Below are 21,830 nucleotides of genomic sequence, written 5' to 3'. Positions count from 1 at the left end.
TCAAGGTTCAATACAAATTTAGGGTCAGCCTCCCCCCAAAGAATCTTTTTAGGCGCACTTGACCCGGGGCTGATTTTTTGTTAACCATATCCTCCTATGAAGGTTAACCAAAAAAACAATACCCAGTCAAAAATCCTTGAACTCTTGTTCAGGGCAAAAGGCAAGACCCTTTCAGGCGTCAGGATTTCAGAAAAAACAGGCATCTCCCGGGTCGGGGTTTGGAAACATATCAAGGCCATGAAATTATCTGGCATTCCCATAGAGAGTCATTTCAATGGATATGTTCTCACCACCCCCGAGGATCTGCTTGCCCCTTTTTGTTTTGAACCGGATCTGCGCAAGACCCTCTTTTATTACCCAGAAGTCAAATCCACCATGGACACGGCTAAAACACTTGCCAGACAAGGTGCAGCCCATCACAGCTGCTGCGTGGCAGAGATTCAGACCCGGGGACGGGGACGGCTCAACCGGGAATGGGTCTCGGCCAAAGGGGGATTATGGTTTACCCTGATTCTCAAACCTGACCTGCCCCCGCCCATGGCCTATATTTATAATTTTGCCGCCTCTTTAAGCCTGTCCAGAACCATCAACCGATTATCAGGTCTTAACACCACGGTAAAATGGCCCAATGACCTTTTGCTTGAAGGAAAGAAACTGACAGGAATTTTGTCTGAAATGGAAACCCAGGCAGACATGATCCAATTTCTGGTCATTGGCATGGGCATCAATGTCAACAACGATGTCTCCAAAGAAAATTTTGAGGCCACATCCTTGAAACAGGCCATGGGAAGACCTGTTTCAAGACGGCTGATCCTCTCCCAATTCCTGATTGATTTTAAAGCGCTGACCCAAAATGTAGACGTCCCTAAGATCATGGCCCTCTGGCGGGAAAGGACCTCCACCATAGGCACAAGGGTCAGGGTGGAAACCTTAAACCAGACCCTTGAGGGAAAAGCCGTTGGTGTGGATGACCAGGGCGGACTGACCATTGAGACCCAGGACAAAGGGAGCCTGGATGAAAAGAGCAAAGGTAAAAAACGTGAAACCATCATCTACGGAGACTGTTTCCACACAGCAAAGGATACCACCATATGACCCAAATCCGCCTCATCGTTTACACGGCCCTTTTTGTCGCTCTGATTGCCTGCGGCGCATTTATATCCGTCCCCATCGGACCTGTCCCCATTGTGCTCCAGAATATGTTCGTACTTTTGGCTGGATTGATCCTCGGTCCTAAATGGGGAGTGGGCTGTGTGGGAATCTATCTTGTCATCGGTCTTGCAGGCCTTCCCGTGTTTGCCGGGGCCACGGCCGGCATGGGTAAATTGTTCGGCCCCACATGCGGGTATCTTCTGGGGTATCTCCCGGCGGTCTGTGTCACAGGACTGTTGTCTGCAAAAGGGAACAAAACATTGGCAAAAGATATGTTTGCCTTGGCCGCAGGCTCTTTGATCATTTACGCCACAGGCGTGCCCTGGCTGAAACTGGTCTTTGCCATATCCTGGTCCAAAGCCCTGGCCGCAGGCATGTTCCCCTTTCTTATCGGAGACGGCCTCAAGGTGGTTGCCGCAGCCTTGATTGCCCGAAAAATCAGACCCTTGATCCGTGAGGAACATCATGTCCGCTCCTCTTCTTGAAATACAGGGGCTGACCCATCTTTACGGACCGGAAAAACAGGGGATAAAAGATATCTCCTTTTCCATTGCCAAAGGAGAGTTTATGCTTCTGGCAGGGGGCAATGGTTCGGGAAAAACCACCTTGATACGGCATCTTAACGGCCTTTTAAAACCGGACAGGGGAAAGGTTTTGCTCCATGGAAAAAACATTTACAAAGACATTGAATTCACCCGGAAGACCATCGGCATGGTCTTTCAGGATGCAGAGACCCAGATTGTAGGGGAGACTGTGTTTGATGAGGTGGCATTTGGACCTGAAAATTTAGGGCTGGACCGAAAGGCCATCACCCAGAAAGTAAACCGGGCGCTTGAAACCTTCAACCTTTTGGACTTCAGTCACAGGCATCCTGCCACCCTGTCCGGGGGGGAAAAAAAACGGCTGACCATTGCCGGTATCCTGGTCATGGATCCTCAAATCATTCTATTTGACGAGCCCTTTGCCAACCTGGACTATCCTGGGACCTGTGATCTTGTCCAAAGGATCACCACGCTTCACCAGTCGGGAAAAACCATTCTCATGGCCACCCATGACCTGGACCTGGTCATTGACCATGCCGACCAAATGCTGATCATGGAAAAAGGGCAAATTTCAGCCCAGGGTCCGGCACAGACCTTGGCCGCCGACCTTGGCCGTTTCGGGCTAAAGCCCCAATGTACCTGCAAAAGGCAAATAAGAGATGCCGCACCTTTTTGAATTCAAATCAGGGACGAGCCTTTTCCACACCCTGGATCCAAGATCCAAGCTTTTTGTGCTTGCCTATATGAGCATGGGAATCATCTCTGCCCAATGGGCCGGCTGCCTGATCACCCTGGCTCTGGTCTTTTGTTTTATTCTCCATGCCCGAATTCCCATGGGTCCGCAGTTTGGACAATTAAAATATTTTTTTCTTCTGCTGGCCATCATCATCCTTGTCAGGGGAACCATTGTCCCGGGCCAGGCCCTTTTTTGGGTATGGGGCCATCCCATTACCCGCCAGGGGCTGAACCAGGGCGGACTTGTGGCCACGCGCTTTTTTTTGATCATGGAAATCGGAATTATATTTTCATCCACCACCCGACCTTCAGAGCTTAAGGCGGCAGTGCAATGGGTTCTTAAGCCTGTCCCCATGGTCCCGGAAAAGCAGGCCGGCATGATCATCAGCCTGGCCTTGAGATTTTTCCCGCTGATCCTTGCCCAGGCCCAAGAGACAGGCCAGACCATCCAGGCCAGGTGCGGCAAAAAACAAAAAAATCCGCTCAAGCGGATCCAGGTCTTTTGCCTGGCCCTGCTGGGAAAAACCTTTAAATCCGCAGACGGCCTGGCCATGGCCATGGAAGCCCGCAGCTATACTGAGAACCGAACCGATCCTGAGTTTTGTCCCTCAGGAGACGAACCCTTAGCCCTATTACTGGGATCAGGATTTTTCCTCCTGCTTTTATTCTTTTAGCCCCTTAAAAATTGATGAACTCGTAAAAAATTCAACCGATGGACAGGTAAAAATCTTCGCGGGCAAGGCATGTTGCCTGGCCGGGGAAGAAGACATACACCAAGTATGCCAAGTGTCTGGTCAAGCGCCATAACGCAGTCGGTGGAGACGTTTTACAACGCCGTTAAAATTATATTTTGGTCATCCTTAAATTTGAGGTTGATCCTGCCTATGTTTTGGGGTAAAATTTTGAACATAATATATTTTCATTACTAAATTGCACCATAATGTTGCCAATAATACAGCCACCCCGCAAAGGAGGAGACATGCCAAAACAAAACGATCCCATGTCAGGACCGTCCATGTTCGACCTTCGGGGAAAGCAGTCGGTCAGGGCAACCTTTAAGCTCTCCCAAAAAGCCATTGACGCCATCGGACTTGTGGCCATCCACATGGGGATCAAACAAAAATCTTTGTTCGATCATATTATTGAGGACTATTCAGCCCTGGACCAGCTGGCCCGGACCATCCATGTAAGGCAGTTTAAAAAAATACCCAGAAGACAAAAAACCTTTGTGCTGAGCCGTAAAACCATTGAGGCGTTGACGGCCATCTCGGAAACCTATAATATGCCCCGGGATGCTCTGGTGGAGTACTCCATTAAAAAGCTGGAATCCGTTATCCAGTCCGAAAAAATCAGACACAAAGAAAGAAAAACCCTGGCCCGCCTCATGGGCAGCCGGTTTAAAGAATCTGCAGCCCTTTATTTGGAATCTGTAAAGATTCTGGGTGCAGACGACCCCTTTTGCCGGCGCCTTGAAAAAGTGGTGGAAACCATGGAAAAAACCCAGCAGGAAGTCCAAGATTTCCTGGAAAAAAGCAAAGTACTCGAAGATTTTTAGGAGGAGACATTGATTGATGTTCAAAATCTGACCAAGTATTATAATGACTTTTGTGCTGTTGACGGAATCAGCCTGACCATCCAGCCCGGAGAAATACTTGGCCTGCTTGGCCCCAATGGTGCAGGTAAAACCACAACATTGAGAATGCTCACAGGCTATTACCCCCCAAGTTCAGGCAGCATCCGAATCAAGGGGCTGCAAATGCCCAAAGATACCTTAAAAATCAAATCCCTGATCGGGTATCTGCCCGAATCAGCCCCGCTGTATCATAATATGCTGGTCTATGACTATCTCAACTATGTGGCAAAGCTCAAAGGGCTGACAGACCAGAGCCAAAAACAGGAACGGTTCAGGCAACTGGCCCGTATCTGCGGGCTTTCATCCATCATGCACAAGCCCATTGCAACCCTGTCCAAGGGACTGAAACAGCGGGTGGGAATTGCCCATGCCATGATGACGAATCCTGAAATTCTTATTCTGGATGAACCCACCTCCGGCCTGGACCCCAACCAGATTGCCGAAATCCGGGATATCATCCGGGGCATCGGCAAGGAAAAGACCATTATCTTTTCCACCCATATCCTTTCCGAAGCAGAGGCCACCTGCAACAGGATTGCCATTATCAACAAAGGCCGAAAAGTTGCAGATGACAGTACTGAAAACCTCAAACACAATGCCCGGAAAGCCGGATGTGTCAGGCTGAGTCTTAAAGGCACGGATAAAACCCAGGCCATGGAACGGTTGGTGTCCATGGACAAAAACTGGAATATCAAATTCCTGGCAGACCAAAACAATGAAGATGTCTCCTTTGAAATTTTAAGTTCTGACAACGAGGATATCCGGTCCGCGTTATACCTGAATATCAAAGAGACCGACTGGATCATCACCGAACTTTTCCAAAATACCCAGGCCCTTGAACAAATCTTTCAGGAACTGACACAGGAGGGCGCCTCAGCATGAAACAGATCAACACCATTGCCGTCAAAGAGTTTAAGGATTATTTTATCTCTCCCATTGCCTATATTGTGATTGCCCTCTTTTTAATTGTCAGCGGGTGGTTTTTCTTTTCCACCTTTTTTATATACGGCCGGGCCGATCTCCGGGACTTTTTCGCCCTTTTGCCCATGATTTTTTCCTTTTTTATCCCTGCCATCACCATGCGGCTTTTTGCCGAGGAAAAAAATGTAGGATCCTATGAGACCCTGTTGACCATGCCGGTATCCTTTACCCAGATCGCTTTGGGCAAATTCCTGGCAGCCACGGCATTTACCGCGGCCATGCTGGTTCCCACCCTGTTTTACCCCTTGTTTATTTCAAGCATCGGCAATGTGGATCCAGGCCCGGTCCTGGGCGGATATCTTGGGGCCATTCTTCTGGCCGCCGCCTATTGCAGCATGGGGCTGTTTGCCTCAGCCTTGACCCGGAACCAGATCATCGCCTTTATCATTGGCTGCGCCCTCTGCTTTACGATCAGCATTTTTGACCGGATCCTCTTTTTTGTTCCCGAAAGACTGGTGCCGGTTCTGGAATATCTCGGGGCCAATACCCACTTTGCCAATATTTCCAAGGGGATTATCGACTCAAGGGATATCCTCTACTTTGCCAGTGTGAGCTTTGTTTTTATTTTCTCAACCTATATTGCCATGAAAAAAAAGAACTAAGGAGTAACCATGGGTAAGCCTTTCCTTAAAGACTATTATATTAAATTTATCTTATACCTGGCAGTGATCGTTCTGGTCAATCTGGCAGGCCTGACCCTGTTTTTCAGGGCCGACCTGACCCAGAACAGAATGTACTCCCTGTCCGATGCAAGCATTCAGGCCGTATCCACCCTGTCCGAACCACTGAATATCAAGGTTTTTTTCTCCAAAAACCTGCCTGCCCCCCACAATAACACCGAACGGTATCTCAAAGACCTGCTCTCGGAGTACGCTGCCCAGGCCGGTCGTTTTTTCAACTTTACCTTTTACAATGTATCCCAGGAAGGGGATATCGCCCACAAGGCTGACCAGAACCGGGACATGGCTCGAGATTACGGGATCCAGCCCGTCCAGATCAGGGTCATGGAAAATGATGAGCTTAAATTCAAAAATGCTTACATGGGCCTTGTCATCCTCCACGGTGACCTCATTGAAAAGATCCCGGCCATTACCTCGAGCAACGGACTGGAATACCAGCTCACCACAGCCATTCAAAAACTCAACAATAAGGTTTCCGCCCTGGTCCGCCAGACTGAAAAGATCAAGGTTACCATGTATCTTTCCTCGGACCTGAATCCCATTGCCCCCCTGATCGGTCTGCCCGAGCTTCCCGGGCTTGGCAGTGCCGTGACCCGGACCATAGAGCAGATGAACAAAAAAAGCCTGGGCATCTTTGACTTCACCCGTCTGGATCCAAAAGATAGCCAGGAACTTGAAAAAACAGCTAAAAAATATGACCTCATGGCCATGAGCTGGCCAGCCATCCCGGAAAAATCGATTTCAGCCGGCACCGGCATTGCAGGACTGGTGGTTGAATACAAGGGCGAAGCCAAAGACCTGCCGCTGATCTCGGCCATGGAACTTCCCATCATCGGGACCACCTACCAGATGGCAGACCCCCAAGGCCTGGAAGAAGAATTGTTTGCTGTCATGGAAAAGATGATCGGCATTAATAAGGATGTCGGGTACCTTTCCGACCATGGCACCCCCACCCTCGGGCCGGACCGCATGGCCATGATGCAGGGGCGACAGGGAAACGGTTTGAATGTATTTAATCAGCTTTTGGAAACCCGTTACAATGTAAAACAGGTCAGCCTTGAAAAAGACACGATTCCCGAGGGGCTCAACTGCCTGGTAATTGCCAAACCCACCCAGCCCTTTTCCGCCTATGAATTGTTCCAGATCGACCAGGCCTTGATGAAAGGGACCAATCTGGCCATTTTTTCCGATGCCTTTAAGGAACAGGCCCCTGCCCGGGGTATGGGCATGCCCCCGGGATTTATCCCCATTGATACGGGACTTGAAAAACTTCTGGCCCATTACGGACTTAAAATAGACCCCGCCTATGTGATGGACAAAAGCGCTTACACCCACCAGGTACCCCAATCCCAGGGCGGGGGGGAACAGCCCATATACTTTGCGCCCATGCTCAAAGACGCAGGCATCAACAATGACCCTGTGTTTATGAAAAACATCAAGGGCCTTGTGGCCATGCAGATATCGCCTTTGTCACTTGTGGACGAATTTACGGACAAAGAAAGGGTAAAGGCTGTTTCCCTGCTTCAATCCTCAGACCAATCATGGCTCATGAAAGAGAATATCAACCTCAACCCCATATTTATTACCCCGCCCGAGGCCAAAGAGGATTTTTCAGCCTATGACCTGGCCTATCTTTTGGAAGGAAAGTTCACCTCTTATTTCAAGGGAAAGCCTGTGCCTGAAAAAGAAAGCGGCGAAAAAGAGATTCTTCCTGAACAGGACGATAATGAGAAAAGCCCAGAAAAAAATCAGAGCTCAACAGCGTTAAAGGAAATAAAAACCCAGAACCGGGTGATTGAATCCTCTGCTCCGGCAAAAATATTTGTCCTCGGCTGTGCCCAGATGCTCCATGATAATATGCTGGATGCCGAGGGACGAACCACCAATGCCACATTCCTGCTCAACGTGGTGGATCACCTCAACGGAGAAGATAAAATCGCCCAGATGAGAAGCAAGCAGCAGACCTTAAATCCCCTAACCGAGACGAGTGCGTTGACCAAAGGTGTCATCAAAGCTTTTAACATTGCAGGACTGCCTGTTCTGGTTGTCCTGTTCGGACTTGGGGTGCTGGTTCGCAGAAACCTAAGAAAGAAAAAAATTGCCCAGATGTATACCTTAGGAAAATAGACATGAAAAAAGAATATTACATCCTTCTTGCACTGATTATCGCACTGACCGCCTATCTTTTCCTTAAAAAGGACGATCAGGTCCACTACAGCCTGCCTGTCCTGGAAGCCATGGACCCAGGGTCAATAGACAAGGTTAAAATAACCCGGGCAGAAAACACCAAACTCCTTTTAAAAAAGGACAAGACCTGGACCGTGACCAAGGACAATTTTCCCGCAGATCCCCAGGGGGTAAGGCAGATTCTTGATGCCATCACAAACCTGAAGCTTTCGGCCCTGGTTTCCGAGGCCGGTGACCGGGTCAGGTATGAGCTGGACCCCCCCAATGCCATTGAGGTTAGCGCCTTTGAAGGCAGCAGTCTTAAACGCCGTTTTTTCATCGGAAAAACCGCCCCGAGCCTGAACCACACCTTTGTGATGATCCAAAAAGAAAAACAGATATTTCAGGCGGATAAGAACTTTCGGAATAAATTTGACAAATCCGTTGATGAGCTGAGAAACAAGCTGGTCCTTGAGTTTACGGCCAAAAAGATCCAAAAAATCACCATAGAAAAACAGGGGCTCACAAAGGTTTTTGTTCTCAACCAGCCCCAAGACACAACAAAGGCCGCTGAACAGGATTTAAAACCGGTCTGGCAGCTTGAAGACGGCAGCCAGGCGGATAATACCGCAGCCAATGATCTTTTGTCCTCTTTGTCCCATCTGTCCTGCGACAACTTTTTAGACCCCACAGATGCCCTTGCCCTTGAAAAAACAGAGCGTGTGTGCAAAATAGTTCTTGAAAACAAGGAGAGCTTAAGTCTGAACCTGTTCGAGCTGCCGGATAAAAAAACCATGGCGGGGGGAAAGTCCACCTTTTCTCCCTATGCATTTTCCCTGGCCCCTTATAAGGCAAAAGATATTGTATCATACGTGGATACACTTCTTGGAATTGAACCCCCTAAAGAAAAAACACCTGATACGGATTGAATACCCTAGTCAAAATAGTATACCAGCCCTATAAATGGTTCATTGTCATCCCCTTTATGATCTTAAATACCATGATCATGGGGATGATCTGCATCATTGTGGGTTTTTTTTTCAGCCAGGATGCCGCTGACATCCTGGCTGTATTCTGGTCCCGCCTCTCCTGCGCCATCGGACCTGTGAGGGTGAAAATCACCGGGAAAAAAAATTACACCCGGTTTAAATCCTACGTGGTGGTCTCCAATCACCAGAGCATGGTGGATATCCCGGTCATTCACGGATTCCTCGGCCTTAAAATCAAATGGGTCATGAAACAGGAATTAAGAAATATCCCGGTCTTTGGTTCAGCCTGCAATCAGCTGGGCTGTATTTTTGTTGACCGGTCCAACCATGATGCCGCTGTTCAATCCATTGAAGCCGCCAAAAAAAAATTATCCCAAAAAGCCTCGGTCCTCTTTTTCGCCGAAGGCACAAGAAGCCGGGACGGCAAGGTCATGCCCCTTAAAAAAGGGGCCTTTGTTTTTGCCATGGAAACAGGGGTGCCGATCCTGCCGGTAACAATCAAAAATTCCATGGACCTTTTGCCCCCGGACACCATGGACCTGACCCCGGGCACCGTGGAGATCATTGTCCATCGCCCGGTCCATATCAGCCCCTATCACAAGGAAAACCTGGACCAGCTGATGGCCCAGGTCCAAAAGACCATTGGGGATGCCGTCCTGGCAAAAGACTGACCCCAAGACCGGGTTAGACCGAATATTTCATAACCTGAAGGTCAGAAACTGACAATTTGAGAAAACTGGATATTAATTTTTTTAAATACAGCAAGTTATAATTACTTACCAAACCAATTCCAAGACTACAAATTGTCACCCTTCAGGCGAACCGATTTTACCTCATCTGCGGCGTTGCAGACCGTTCGCAGTAGACTCACTACGGCTTCACGGCCTGGCGCCTTGCAGCTAAAGCAAAATCGATTCGTGAAATATTCGGGTTAAGCCAGAGGGCCGTCTGAGACTGCCCCCTCTGGATTTATCCTTGTGCCAACGGTCTGCACCACCCGAACAAAGATATTTTAAGTTTTTTTTATCTTTATATTCTGGTATACATTTTAATCGGCTTTTTTATCTTTAAAAAAAGTTTTTTTCGTAAGCGCCAACCGATCAAGGGCTATACAGATAAAATGAGCAATCACCAAACCATATTCCAGGAAGAATGCATCCGGTGCACTCCGGCGGGCGACAGGTTCAAGTTTGCATTTGACAATTCCGAACATGCCCTTTCCCTGCTCTCCTGTAAAAAGACCTTTTTAGATGCCAACCCTGAATTTGCCAGGATGAGCCAATACCCGGCCTGCGAACTGATATCAATGCCCTTTAATGCCCTGTTCCCAAAGAAGATGGATTATACCCCCCCTTTACCCCAGGGGCAGATGACCCAAGAGTCTCCTTTGTTCACCATAAAAACCCTGATGCAAACAAAGGACAAGAACAAGCGTCATGTCAGGATAACCATTTCCCCCCTGGCCGCCTCCCAAAAAGCAGACCCGGTTTTCCAGGCATTGGTAGAACCTTGTCTTCCCCATGTAAACACTGAAGACACACTGAAAATGGACCGGCTCAGGTCCATTGGCGACCTTGCCGGCGGAATTGCCCACAACTTCAACAATATCATGACGGCCCTCTATGGAAATATCACCCTGGCCCGAATGGAACTCCCCGTGAAGTCAAACGCCATCCCCTATCTTGAAAAAGCCGAAAATTCAATGAACCAGGCGGTTAAACTGACCCGGCAGCTGCTGACCTTTGCCAAGGGGGGCTCTCCTGTAAAAGAAAAATTCAACCCGGGCCCCATGATCCGGGACACGGTTCTTTTTAACCTGTCCGGGTCAAATGTCCGCCTGAACCTTGCCCTGCCCCACACCCTCTGGCCGATCCGGGCGGACAAAAATCAGATCGGCCAGGTGATTGACAATATAACCATAAATGCCCGGCAGGCCATGACAACAGGGGGGACTTTTTTTTTAGGCATGAAAAACACTACCCTGCTCAAAGACAATCTTTTAACCATCGCCAAGGGCGCATATATCAAAATCACCTGCCGGGACCAGGGCAAAGGGATCCCTGAAAAAAATCTGGCACGTATATTTGATCCCTACTTTATAGCAATGCCGATAATTATTTATACATCCTGATAATTTCATCAATCGTTTCGTTTTCATTGTATTCACGGATGGTTTTTAGGGCCGCAAAATCGTGTTCAATCGGATTGAGATCCGGTGAATACGGGGGCAAAAACAAAAGAGCTGCACCAGTTCTTTCTATCAAATATTTGGTTTCTTCGCCCTTGTGGAAGGATGCGTTATCCATCACAACGACATGATTATCGTTCAGATGTGGACTCAACTGGTGTTCGATCCAAGCATTAAAGATATCCGCATTACATGTTCCCTGAAACAAAAATGGTTCTTCAAAACTATATTCGATGCGGGCAGCAATCAAAGACGTTCGAGGGTGCTTTGTTCCTGCAATCAAACCATGAACACGCTGCCCTTTGAGAGCATATCCATAGCGACGGGTTGTATAAGGCGAAAAGCCGCTTTCATCGGGAATGTTCAGAATTCTGTGTCACGGTTTCGGTTCCCGGATCTGTCTCGGCGCCAGCGGAAGTAAAAGCCAGGTCCGAGAATGGGCCTTCAATCTGCCACGTCGGAGGAGTTGGCTTTTGCTGGAGCGGAGTTCCTGGAACCATCTTTTCCATCTGTAAATAAATCCCTATCAAATTCCCAGCTCTTTATCCAGCCGGCCTTCAAAGAAAATTGCCAACTGGGAAATTGTCAGTGACCAGTTTTGAACCGGCATTGTCCATTTCTTACTGGCGTTCTGGATCCCCATGTAAAGCAGCTTTAACAGGCTGTCCTGGTTAGGAAACGATCCCTTTGTTTTGGTCAGTTTTCGAAACTGTCGATGCACAGCCTCAATGGTATTTGTGGTGTATATTATCCGTCGGATCTCTTCTGGATATTTAAAGAAATGACTGAGGCGTTCCCAGTTGTTCCGCCAGGATTTTATCACAATCGGGTATTTGTCATTCCATTTATTTTCCAAGATATCCAGTTCTTCTTCGGCCAGATCCTTATTGACCGCTTTATAAACACGTTTTAGATCTGCCATAAATTCCTTTTTATTTTTGGAACCAACGTATTTCAATGAATTTCGGATCTGGTGGACTACGCAGAGTTGAACTTCTGTGTCCGGGAATATGGTCTCAATGGCCTCGGGAAAACCTTTTAGACCATCAACACAGGCAATCAGGATATCTTTTACCCCTCGGTTTGAAAGGTCTGTTAACACCTGCAGCCAGAAGTTCGCACCCTCATTCTCGGATATGTACAGCCCAAGAACCTCTTTGCGGCCCTCGATATTCACCCCAAGAATTGTGTAAACGGCTTTGCTGCCGACCTTTCCGTTTTCTCGTACTTTATAATGTATGGCATCAAGCCATATGATTGGGTACACATTTTCCAACGGCCTGGCCTGCCATTCTTTGACGGTATGGATGATTTTATCGGTAATGGTGCTCAGAGTGGCATTTGAAATCTCAAGTCCATAGATTTCCTGTAAATGGGAAGCCATATCATTATAACTCATGCCCAGGCCGTAAAGGGCTATTATCTTTCTTTCAATTTCATCGCTGAGCGTTGTCTGATGTTTTTTGACGATCTGTGGAGAGAAGGTTCCGACCCTGTCACGCGGGGTTTCCAGCTCAAATTTACCATCCAGGGATTTAATGGTCTTTTTGCTTTTTCCATTACGGCGGTTGGCAGAAACTTCCTGCCCGAGATGGGACTCCAACTCTCCTTCAAGAGCAGCTTCAGCAAGATTTTTGATTAATGATGTAAGGACGCCGCCCTTACCTGTGAAGGGTTTACCTTCCTGGATGCCTTTAAGGGCTTTTTGAAAATCAAATTCGGTGTTTTCTTCGGTCATGTCAGTTCTCCTTATTTAGCTGAGTATATCAGCTTTGATTCAACTGACACAGAATTTTGAACGCCCTCTTTTCATCAACATAAACAAACGTTTTGCAACGACGTACATAACGTTCACGAAGACGAAGATATGCCTTTCTTTTGCTGTCGCTTCGCTCCCTGTATCCCGTCATCTTTTTTTTCGAGTGATTCCGAGTTGTTTCATATTATACCAGATACAGGCACGGGATACTCCGAAATGCTGCGCCCTTTCCGATTGTGTCATGTCATCATTTGTCTCCACATGGAGGCGCAAAGCTTCCAGATCCAAACTTCGTGGTCCTTTTGGACCGGGTTTCTTGTATGACAAACCATCTTCGGCAGACGTCCAGTTGTGAACACTTCCACGGGATACATTAAACTGACTGGCAGCTTCCGTCTTGCTTCCTCCATTTTCTACAAAATCTATAACGCGTTTGCGTAAATCTGATGAATATCTCATGGGGAAAATATAAGTTGTATAAATCCTTGTTCAAGTAATTGTTTGCTCTGCTATACCACAAAGCCCAACGGAGGCGGCATGGGACTGTCCATCTGCCATTCCATTATTGACAAACACAAGGGCCATATCTCAGCATCCTCTCAACTGGGTGCCGGGACCATACGAACCCTATACCTGCCCGCTGAGCCAGACAAAATTACCAAGGGGGTGCCATGCAAACAGATCTTTCCAACTCTGATTCAAACGCCAGAATCCTGGTCATGGACGATGAGGAGCAAATCAGAACTGTTACCCAAAAAATGCTTGAAAAATTCGGTTATGTCGTAACCCTTTCGGCTGACGGTCAAAGCGCCGTAGAAGAATACCGCAAGGCCTTAGACCAAAACAGGGCTTACAACCTGGTCATCATGGATCTGACCGTACCCGGCGGCATGGGAGGCAAAGAGGCCTCACAGCTCATTTTGGATATGGATCCGTCTGCCTGTATCGTGGTTTCTTCAGGATATTCTGAGGATCCCATCATGGCAGAATATAAATCTTACGGTCTTAAAGGCATTATTGCCAAGCCCTATCGACTGGCAACACTCAAAAAAACCATCCACAGCTTAATCTCCTGATCCCCCCACCGGGGGTAAGGTTCACTCCGGGGTATCCCTCCTTTTCGGGGATGCCCTGCCGGCGTCTTCCACTTTACCCCACCCATACCGTCCACTTTACCCCACGGTTCCCATCCATTTTTTTTAACAGGGCAAAATTTATTTATCGCCCAAAGACCAAGTCCTTGATTTTATGTCTTATTCTCAAAAGAACATCCCTTCTCCCATAAAAATTCGATTTTAAATCCACTTTGCTCCCCAATACATACACATTCGTTAAAGCTTATTTAACAATACTTTTACCAAATATTTTATAAAGAAATGACATTTTCTTCTTGACTTAGCTGTGATTTTTCGTAAAAGTGTGTCGTATGGTGGTGGAAAGTGGATGTAACTTTTACATAAGGCTACAATAAGTGTTTCGATCAAGCTCCTTTCATACAATCGACCCAAAAGGCAGAATCATTATACCGGCAAGGTTCCGGAAGGTCCTGCAGGCCGATGATGAGTACGGGGTCGTGGTCTCGATCAAGGACGGCTGTATCTATGCCTTTGCACACAGTGAATGGAAAAGCCTTGAACAACGGATCCGGGCGGCCAAGAGTGCTGCCATGGAGAAGTTCAAACGCTTTTTTTTAGGGAATGCCTGCCCGTTGAAATGCGACAAACAGGACAGAGTGCTCATTCCCCAAAGTTTGAGAACATATGCAGACATAGAAAAGGATATTGTCCTTGTTGGTGTGCTGGACCGATTTGAAATCTGGTCCAGGGAAAAATGGGACCAGGAGAACCTGAAAATGGAGCAAGAACTTAAAAAAGAGGAAGTACGAGAGGAAATTGCTTCCCTGGGGCTGTAAGTATGGGATTTGAACATACTTCTGTCATGCCGCAAGAGGTGCATGACTACCAAAATTTAAAACCCGGGGATATTTGTGTGGACTGCACCCTGGGCGGATCAGGCCATGCTCTGGCAACGGTCGGTGCAATTATCCCGGGCGGAACCCTCATCGGCATCGACCAGGATAAAGATGCCATCGCCCATGCAGAAAAAAGCCTTTACTCCTATAAAGCCAATATCAAGCTGTATCACAACAACTTCAGCGACCTTCCCGATATCCTGGCCAAGGCCGGAATAAAAGGAGTCAACTCCATACTGCTTGATCTTGGGTTTTCACTTAACCAGCTGACCCAAAGCAAAAGGGGATTCAGCTTTCAGAAAAACGAACCCCTGGACATGCGTATGGATACCCGCAACGCCTTAACCGCAGAAGAGATCATCAACACATACACGGAAAAACAATTGGCAGATATTTTCTACAAATATGGGGAAGAACGGCTTTCCCGCAGAGTGGCCAGGGCCATTACCCGGGCAAGGACCACGGCTCCGGTCAAAACCAGCATGGAACTGGCCAAGCTTGTGGCCGGCGCCATTCCTGGCAAGGTGGCAGCCAAACAGAAAATTCATCCGGCAACCCGGGTTTTCCAGGCCCTTAGAATTGCGGTCAACCGTGAACTGGAAAGGCTGGAAGCCTTTATGTCCCAGGTACCGTCCATGCTGGTCAAAGACGGACGGATCTGCATCATTTCCTTTCATTCACTGGAGGATAGAATTGTAAAACAACGCTTAAAATCTTTTGAAAACGGATGTACCTGCCCCAAAGAATTGCCCAGATGCGTATGTGGATTTGTGCCGACCATGAAATCCATTACCAGAAAGCCTCTGATTGCATCGCCCAAAGAAACAGCAGCCAACCCCATGGCCAGAAGCGCCAAACTCAGAGTTGCCCAGAGACTTTAGGAAAGGATCCGACAAGATGGTAAAGAGACAAGAGATTTTTGGACAACAGAGAAAAGGATTAAGATGGTTCGCCCTGATCCTGATCCTGGTCTGTGAACTCTTGGCCCATGCCTGGATCAGAACCGAATCCACCCAGACCATGTTGAGAATTTCAAAGGGCCAGGCAAAAATTCAAAAAGATCTGTCCTACAGAAAAGCCCTTGTGCTGGAGCGGGAACGCCTCAAAACAGACGACAGAATCACCATGATCGCCCGGACCCGCCTGGGGCTGACCTCGGATATATTCAACCGCACCATTTATTTATCAGGAGAACTTAACTGAAAGATTCCAGACAAAAACTTGGAAACCGGATTCTTTTCCTCAGGTTTGTCCTGGTGTCAAGCCTGATACTCCTTGGGGCAAAGTCCATTGAAATTCAGATTTTCAAATCCGATGACCTGACCCTTAAGGCCGAACAATCCTATTCAAAACAAATGACCGTTCAAGGAGACCGGGGACAAATCCTGGACCGGGACCTGAACAAACTGGGCACCAGCATTGACGCCCCCAACATCACAGCCGATCCGGCCCAGATCAAACATCCGGCCAATGTTGCCGGGCAGCTGGCCAAAATTTTGGGTCTTAAAAAAACAGGTCTTAAGGCCAAACTTTCCCAAGACCGGCGGTTTGTCATCCTCGCAAGACGGGTATCTCCTGACCAGGCCAAAGCAATTAAACGATTAAACCTGCGCGGCATCTACCTGAAAAACGATACCAAACGGTTTTATCCAAACCGAAGCCTTGCCGCCCAGGTTATTGGATTCACCGGAAAAGAAGACAGGGGGCTGGAAGGGTTAGAGTTTAAATTCAACGCCGTTCTCGAAGGCAGCCGGGTAAAAACAATAGTCAGGCGGGACGGGGCAGGCAGAATCCTGGACATTGACAGGGGCAAAAGAGACGAACTTAAAGGCAACGCCATTGTGCTGACCATTGACAAAAAAATCCAGTTTCTCTCTGAACAGGCCCTTGAGCATGCCGTACTCACTCACCAGGCCAAATCCGGCATGGCCTTGGTCATGCGGCCTGACACCGGGGAATTGCTGGCCGTGGCCCACTATCCTGAGTTTAATCCCAATAATTATTCTGATTTTGACCAGGACCGGTACAGGAACCGTTCAGTGACCGATGCCTTTGAGCCTGGATCCATAATGAAAATCTTTACCGTTGCCGCGGCCATTGAAAAGGGACTCTCTCCAAAATCCATCTTTTTTTGTGAAAACGGAAAATACAAAATCGGTAGATATACGGTCCACGATACCCACCCCCACGAGTGGCTCTCCCTTGGACAGATCATTAAATTTTCTTCAAACATCGGCGCGGCCAAAATTTCGGAAACCATTGGAGATAAAGCGCTGCACCATTATCTTTCCGCCTTTGGGTTTGGAAAAAAAACAAGGGTGGAAACGCCAGGAGAAAGCAGCGGCACCCTGTTATCCGCCAAAAAATGGTCCAAGATTGACGCCAGCGCCATATCCTTTGGCCAGGGAATGTCGGTTACCGCAGTACAGCTCATATCCGGGATCGCTGCCATTGCCAACAACGGCAAACTCATGAAGCCCATGCTGGTAAAAAAAATCATCTCGCCCAGGGGCAAAGAACTTGAAATTTTTGAACCCCAGGTGGTCCGGCAGGTGGTCTCTTCTGCCACTGCAAACCGGTTGAAAACAATGATGAACCAGGTGGTTCGCGAAGAGGGCACCGGCACCCGGGCCGCAATGACCGGATACAAGGTCTGCGGCAAAACCAGCACGGCCCAGAAAGCCGCCAAGGACAAAAAAGGATATGCAAAAAACAAATACATTGCCGCCTTTGGGGGATTTGCCCCCCAGCAAGATCCCAAGCTGGCCATACTGGTGGTGGTGGATGAACCCCAAAAAGAGCATTACGGAGGCATTGTTGCTGCCCCGGCATTCAAAACCATTATGAGCAAATCCTTTAGCTACCTGGATATCCCCCCGGAAACCACAAGCGTGATGGTGGCCGGGGTCAACCCGGAGGTCAGCCAATGAAGCTTTTACACCTGATCAAAGGATGCCTTCCGGCAGAAAAGAGCGTTCCTCTGCAATCCACACTTGGCAATCTTGAGATTGATGCACTGACCTGCGATTCAAGGAAGGTTACCCCCAATAGTCTATTTATTGCCGTTGACGGCAATGTTGCAGACGGGCATGACTATATTGCCCAGGCCTTTGAAAACAAAGCGGCTGCTGTCATTGCCCAGCGCATCCCTGAAAATTTAAATCCAGACCAGACCGCCCGGATCATCCTGGTCAACGACAGCCGAAAAGCAACCGCCGCAATTGCCGCTGAATTTTACGGACACCCTTCCCAAACCATGGTTCTGGTGGGCATCACCGGCACCAACGGTAAAACCACCACCTCCTGGCTTCTGGAAAGCATTTTCAAAACCTGCCAATTGAATACCGGGGTGATCGGCACGGTAAATATCAGATACAACAATAAAACCATTGACAATCCCGTGACCACACCCGATGCCATCAGCATTCAAAAAACCCTAAGTCAAATGAAAAACTCAGGGGTCACCCATGTGGTCATGGAAGTCTCTTCCCACAGTCTGGACCAGTTCCGGGTAAACCATTGTCAGTTTGATGCCACTATTTTCACCAACCTCACCCAGGACCACCTTGATTATCATCAGGACATGGAGGCCTATTTTGCCTGCAAGGCCCGGCTGTTCAAGCCTGCAACAAAACCCGGCGCCCACACCAAAACCCCATTTGCAGTCATTAATATTGATGACCCTTACGGGCGCTGCCTGGCCAATGACCTGAACTCTGCTCTGTTCAGGGTCAGCCACAAAGAAACCGGGGAGAATTCAACAGCAGATATCCTGGCCCAAGAGATCAACGATGAGATCACAGGTCTTTGTGCGGTTCTGGATTTGAACGGGGAAAAAATCCCCATGAAATCTTCTCTCACTGGCCGGTTTAACCTGGAAAACATTCTCTGTGCCGCAGGCACGGCGTTGGGCCTTGGGATTGCCCCTGAATCCATTGTCAGGGGCATCTCCTCTCTGGGCCGGGTCCCCGGGCGGCTGGAAAAATTATCCACCCCCCTGAACCGCCATATCTTTGTTGACTATGCCCATACCCCGGATGCCCTCTCCTCCATCCTTGAAACCCTTTCCAAACGTGCCCCTGCAAGGCTTATCACCGTTTTTGGATGCGGAGGCGACAGGGACAGAACCAAACGGGCCCCCATGGGGAAGATTGCCTGTGACTATTCAGACATCACCATTGTGACCTCGGACAACCCCAGAACAGAATCACCCGAGGCCATTGTGGAAGACATTCTTCAGGGAATCAGGCCGCTGGATGTCAAACCACTGGATCCTAGGGCGCTTTTAAGAGACAAGACAAATGGACAGCCCGGATATATTCTTGAAATAGACCGGGCAAAGGCCCTGGAACTGGCCGTAAAAATCTCACGGCCCCAGGATATTATCGTGGCTGCAGGCAAGGGTCATGAAACCTACCAGATCACCAATGCAGGGACCATCCATTTTGATGATATGGAAAAATTGTCAGCGGCCTGTAACCAGCAACTCACCCCCATGGGATGGACATTAAACGACCTGACAACGGCATTGAAAACCCCCCCCAAATTCCAGCCTCAAGAGACAAGATTATTCTTTTCAGGCATTGGCACGGATTCCAGAACGATTGAGCCGGGCATGGTTTTTCTGGCCCTGAGAGGGGACCGGTTTGACGGCCACGCCTTTGTTGAAAATCTTATTAAAAAAGGAATCAGCGCCTTTGTGGTTGAGCTGGGATTTTTGGACAATCTGGACGCACCGGCCAGAACCCGGATCATAAAAAGCAATATTCTCTTGTTTGAAACAGATGACAGTCTCAGGGCCCTTGGGATGCTGGCCCGCTTCCAGCGGATTCGATCCGGTGTCAAGCTTGTGGCTGTCACAGGGTCCAACGGCAAAACCACCACCCGGAAAATGATCCAGAACATATTTTCCACACAGTTTGACACCCTGGCCACCCAGGGCAATTTCAACAATGAAATCGGCATGCCCTTAACCCTTTTAAGGCTGGCCCCTGTACATGAATGGGCCGTGATTGAAATGGGGATGAACCATACAGGGGAAATCTCAAGAATGACCAGAATGGCCATGCCTGATATTGCCGTGATTACCAACACCTCAGGCGCCCATCTTGAGGGGCTTAAAACAGCGGACAACGTGGCCAGGGCAAAGTCTGAAATTTTTGAAGGGGTTCAGGACAACGGAACGGCCGTTATTTTCAGCGATGATCCCAGAAAAGAGCTGATGGCGGCCCATGCCCGAACAAATAAACATATTAAAAAAATCTGTTTTTTCGGCCAGGCAAAAGAGGCTGATATTTGCATTCAAAATATAGAATCAACGGCCACCACCCTGAATTTTATGGTCAAGGGAAAAAAGGGATCAGCCCATTATAAGGTTAACTCCCCTGCCCGCTTCATGGCCGACAATGCCGCAGCAGCCATTACAGCAGCAAAGGCTGCAAAAATAGACACCGAAAAAATCAAAGCAGGGCTTTGGAACTTTTCTCCGGTTCAAGGCCGGATGACCTTAGGCCAATTGTCCAACGGGACCCGCCTGATCAACGATACCTACAATGCCAATCCCGCCTCCATGGCCCAGGCCTTGACCACCCTGAACGAACTGGCAGGCCAGGGACAGTCCATTGCCGCTTTGGGCGACATGCTCGAACTTGGGTCCGAGTCAATTGGGCATCATAAACGGATCGGGCATCTTGTGGCACAGCTCTCATTGGACAGGGTCTGTCTGTTCGGGAAAAAGGCTGAACACATCATGGCAGGCGCCCTGGAAAAAGGGTTTTCCCAAGAAAAACTCTTTAAAGGGAGCAAAAAAGAAATTGCCCTTTGGCTGGCCCCCGTGCTGACAACAAAAACCTGGCTTTTGCTCAAAGGATCAAGGGGCATGGCCATGGAGACCCTGATAGACGATTTGGAAACGATAATCACCCAAGAAAAAGAGGCAGACTAACCCCCATGTTTTATGAATTTTTATATCCTTTGCATGAGCATTTCAACGCTTTAAATATTTTCCGGTATATTACCTTCCGGACCATTTACGGCGGGCTCACAGGTTTTTTAATCTGCTTTCTTTTAGGGCCCTATGTGATCCGCCGCCTGACCCGGCTTCAGATCGGACAGATCATCCAGACAGACGGTCCAAAGTCCCATATGGGCAAACAAGGCACACCCACCATGGGCGGCATCCTTATTTTGTTTTCCATCTTCATTGCCACCCTTTTCTGGGGAAACCTGTCCAACCACTATGTTTCCATCCTGTTGCTGGCCCTGCTTTTATTCGGGTTTATCGGTTTTTTTGACGACTATCTCATGCAGGTCAAAAAAAGGAATATGGGATTTACGGCCCGGGGAAAATTCATCCTTCAATTGGCCTTTGGAACCATCATTGCCTATCTCATATACAAAAGCCCTGATTTTACCACCACCCTGACCATCCCCTTTTTTAAAGATTTTTCTCCGGACCTTGGCATTTTTTACATTCCCTTTGCCTGCCTTGTCATCGTGGGCACCTCAAATGCCGTCAACCTGACCGACGGACTGGACGGACTGGCCATTGGCCCTTTTATCGTGGCATCGGTCACCTATATGTTTTTTGCCTATGTGGCAGGCCATACCCAGTTTGCCCAATACCTTCATGTCCGCCACATTGCATCGGCAGGTGAAATCACGGTGATCTGCGGTATTCTGGCCGGTGCGGGACTGGGTTTTCTCTGGTTCAATGCCCACCCGGCCCAGGTATTCATGGGAGACTCGGGCTCTATCCCCCTGGGGGCCATTCTTGGAACCATTGCCGTGGCCACCAAGCAGGAAATCATGCTCCTCATTGTGGGCGGACTCTTTGTTATGGAGGCCCTGTCCGTCATCATCCAGGTGTCGTATTTTAAAATCACCAAGGGAAAAAGGATATTTCGAATGGCGCCTTTGCACCATCATTTTGAACTCAAGGGCTGGCATGAGTCCAAGGTCATTGTAAGGTTCTGGATCATTGCCATCACCCTTGCCCTGATCTCTTTGAGCACCCTTAAAATAAGGTAAATGC

General features: G+C 48.5%; 21 protein-coding genes. 18 read left to right on the top strand and 3 right to left on the bottom strand.

From position 1 onward, the window contains the following. Positions 1-96 precede the first annotated feature (96 nt). From HUN05_10475 to HUN05_10425, 11 genes are all read left to right on the top strand, one after another. Positions 97-1,095 carry a biotin--[acetyl-CoA-carboxylase] ligase gene (locus HUN05_10475; GenBank protein ID WDP85506.1) on the top strand — a complete coding sequence of 333 codons (999 nt, stop codon included), beginning with the start codon at positions 97-99 and terminating at the stop codon, positions 1,093-1,095. Continuing rightward, entirely contained in the window at positions 1,092-1,637 is a 546-nt protein-coding gene (locus tag HUN05_10470) for a biotin transporter BioY (GenBank protein WDP85505.1), read from the top strand. Before HUN05_10475 ends, HUN05_10470 begins: the two co-directional genes overlap by 4 nt. Next, positions 1,618-2,370 (top strand): ABC transporter ATP-binding protein, encoded by a 753-nt coding sequence (locus HUN05_10465; GenBank protein WDP85504.1) that lies wholly within the window; start codon positions 1,618-1,620, stop codon positions 2,368-2,370. Before HUN05_10470 ends, HUN05_10465 begins: the two co-directional genes overlap by 20 nt. After that, positions 2,354-3,103, top strand: a complete 750-nt coding sequence (locus tag HUN05_10460; GenBank protein ID WDP85503.1) for an energy-coupling factor transporter transmembrane protein EcfT — start codon at positions 2,354-2,356, stop codon at positions 3,101-3,103. Before HUN05_10465 ends, HUN05_10460 begins: the two co-directional genes overlap by 17 nt. Before the next feature lie 305 nt (positions 3,104-3,408). Then, entirely contained in the window at positions 3,409-3,984 is a 576-nt protein-coding gene (locus tag HUN05_10455) for a hypothetical protein (protein ID WDP85502.1), read from the top strand. Positions 3,985-3,993: 9 nt separating this feature from the next. Continuing rightward, on the top strand, positions 3,994-4,944 hold the full coding sequence (locus HUN05_10450; protein ID WDP85501.1) for an ATP-binding cassette domain-containing protein: 951 nt from the start codon (positions 3,994-3,996) through the stop codon (positions 4,942-4,944). Then, positions 4,941-5,645, top strand: coding sequence for an ABC transporter permease (locus HUN05_10445; protein ID WDP85500.1), 705 nt, complete (start codon positions 4,941-4,943; stop codon positions 5,643-5,645). Before HUN05_10450 ends, HUN05_10445 begins: the two co-directional genes overlap by 4 nt. 9 nt (positions 5,646-5,654) lie before the next feature. Beyond that, on the top strand, positions 5,655-7,850 hold the full coding sequence (locus tag HUN05_10440) for a Gldg family protein (protein WDP85499.1): 2,196 nt from the start codon (positions 5,655-5,657) through the stop codon (positions 7,848-7,850). 2 nt (positions 7,851-7,852) lie between these two features. Then, positions 7,853-8,818 (top strand): DUF4340 domain-containing protein, encoded by a 966-nt coding sequence (locus HUN05_10435; GenBank protein ID WDP85498.1) that lies wholly within the window; start codon positions 7,853-7,855, stop codon positions 8,816-8,818. Beyond that, the gene (locus tag HUN05_10430; protein WDP85497.1) at positions 8,815-9,549 is read left to right on the top strand and encodes a 1-acyl-sn-glycerol-3-phosphate acyltransferase; all 735 of its coding nucleotides are present in this window, start codon (positions 8,815-8,817) and stop codon (positions 9,547-9,549) included. Before HUN05_10435 ends, HUN05_10430 begins: the two co-directional genes overlap by 4 nt. A 449-nt stretch (positions 9,550-9,998) precedes the next feature. After that, complete coding sequence (locus HUN05_10425; protein ID WDP85496.1) at positions 9,999-11,009, top strand: hypothetical protein; 1,011 nt, start codon at positions 9,999-10,001, stop codon at positions 11,007-11,009. Here HUN05_10425 and HUN05_10420 read toward each other — a convergent pair. The 3 genes from HUN05_10420 to HUN05_10410 form a co-directional block, all read right to left on the bottom strand. After that, entirely contained in the window at positions 10,993-11,436 is a 444-nt protein-coding gene (locus HUN05_10420; protein WDP88021.1) for an IS630 family transposase, read from the bottom strand. The two genes, HUN05_10425 and HUN05_10420, sit on opposite strands and share 17 nt — an antisense overlap. A 156-nt stretch (positions 11,437-11,592) precedes the next feature. Next, complete coding sequence (locus HUN05_10415; GenBank protein WDP85495.1) at positions 11,593-12,804, bottom strand: IS256 family transposase; 1,212 nt, start codon at positions 12,802-12,804, stop codon at positions 11,593-11,595. Between the two features lie 168 nt (positions 12,805-12,972). Beyond that, positions 12,973-13,284, bottom strand: coding sequence for a hypothetical protein (locus HUN05_10410; protein WDP85494.1), 312 nt, complete (start codon positions 13,282-13,284; stop codon positions 12,973-12,975). Between the two features lie 212 nt (positions 13,285-13,496). On the opposite strand from HUN05_10410, the gene HUN05_10405 reads away from it, so the two are divergent. The 7 genes from HUN05_10405 to HUN05_10375 all read left to right on the top strand — a co-directional run bounded on the left by HUN05_10405 (position 13,497) and on the right by HUN05_10375 (position 21,826). Then, positions 13,497-13,901: a response regulator gene (locus HUN05_10405; GenBank protein WDP85493.1), complete on the top strand. Its 405-nt coding sequence runs from the start codon at positions 13,497-13,499 to the stop codon at positions 13,899-13,901. 395 nt (positions 13,902-14,296) lie between these two features. Further along, complete coding sequence (gene mraZ / locus HUN05_10400) at positions 14,297-14,737, top strand: division/cell wall cluster transcriptional repressor MraZ (GenBank protein WDP85492.1); 441 nt, start codon at positions 14,297-14,299, stop codon at positions 14,735-14,737. 2 nt (positions 14,738-14,739) lie between these two features. Next, positions 14,740-15,678: a 16S rRNA (cytosine(1402)-N(4))-methyltransferase RsmH gene (rsmH, locus tag HUN05_10395; protein ID WDP85491.1), complete on the top strand. Its 939-nt coding sequence runs from the start codon at positions 14,740-14,742 to the stop codon at positions 15,676-15,678. Positions 15,679-15,694: 16 nt separating this feature from the next. After that, positions 15,695-16,000, top strand: a complete 306-nt coding sequence (locus HUN05_10390) for a cell division protein FtsL (GenBank protein ID WDP85490.1) — start codon at positions 15,695-15,697, stop codon at positions 15,998-16,000. Next, complete coding sequence (locus HUN05_10385) at positions 15,997-17,727, top strand: penicillin-binding protein 2 (protein ID WDP88020.1); 1,731 nt, start codon at positions 15,997-15,999, stop codon at positions 17,725-17,727. The genes HUN05_10390 and HUN05_10385 overlap by 4 nt, the downstream gene beginning before the upstream one ends. After that, a complete protein-coding gene (locus tag HUN05_10380) occupies positions 17,724-20,741 on the top strand; it encodes a UDP-N-acetylmuramoyl-L-alanyl-D-glutamate--2,6-diaminopimelate ligase (protein ID WDP85489.1) in 3,018 nt (1,005 codons plus the stop codon). The genes HUN05_10385 and HUN05_10380 overlap by 4 nt, the downstream gene beginning before the upstream one ends. Before the next feature lie 5 nt (positions 20,742-20,746). Then, positions 20,747-21,826 carry a phospho-N-acetylmuramoyl-pentapeptide-transferase gene (locus HUN05_10375; protein ID WDP85488.1) on the top strand — a complete coding sequence of 360 codons (1,080 nt, stop codon included), beginning with the start codon at positions 20,747-20,749 and terminating at the stop codon, positions 21,824-21,826. The last annotated feature ends 4 nt before the right edge of the window (positions 21,827-21,830 follow it).

It is taken from the genome of Desulfobacter sp. (assembly GCA_028768545.1).
Taxonomy (GTDB): domain Bacteria; phylum Desulfobacterota; class Desulfobacteria; order Desulfobacterales; family Desulfobacteraceae; genus Desulfobacter.
Note: the sequence above shows the minus strand (reverse complement) of the source record. Positions and strands in the feature narration are given on the sequence as shown.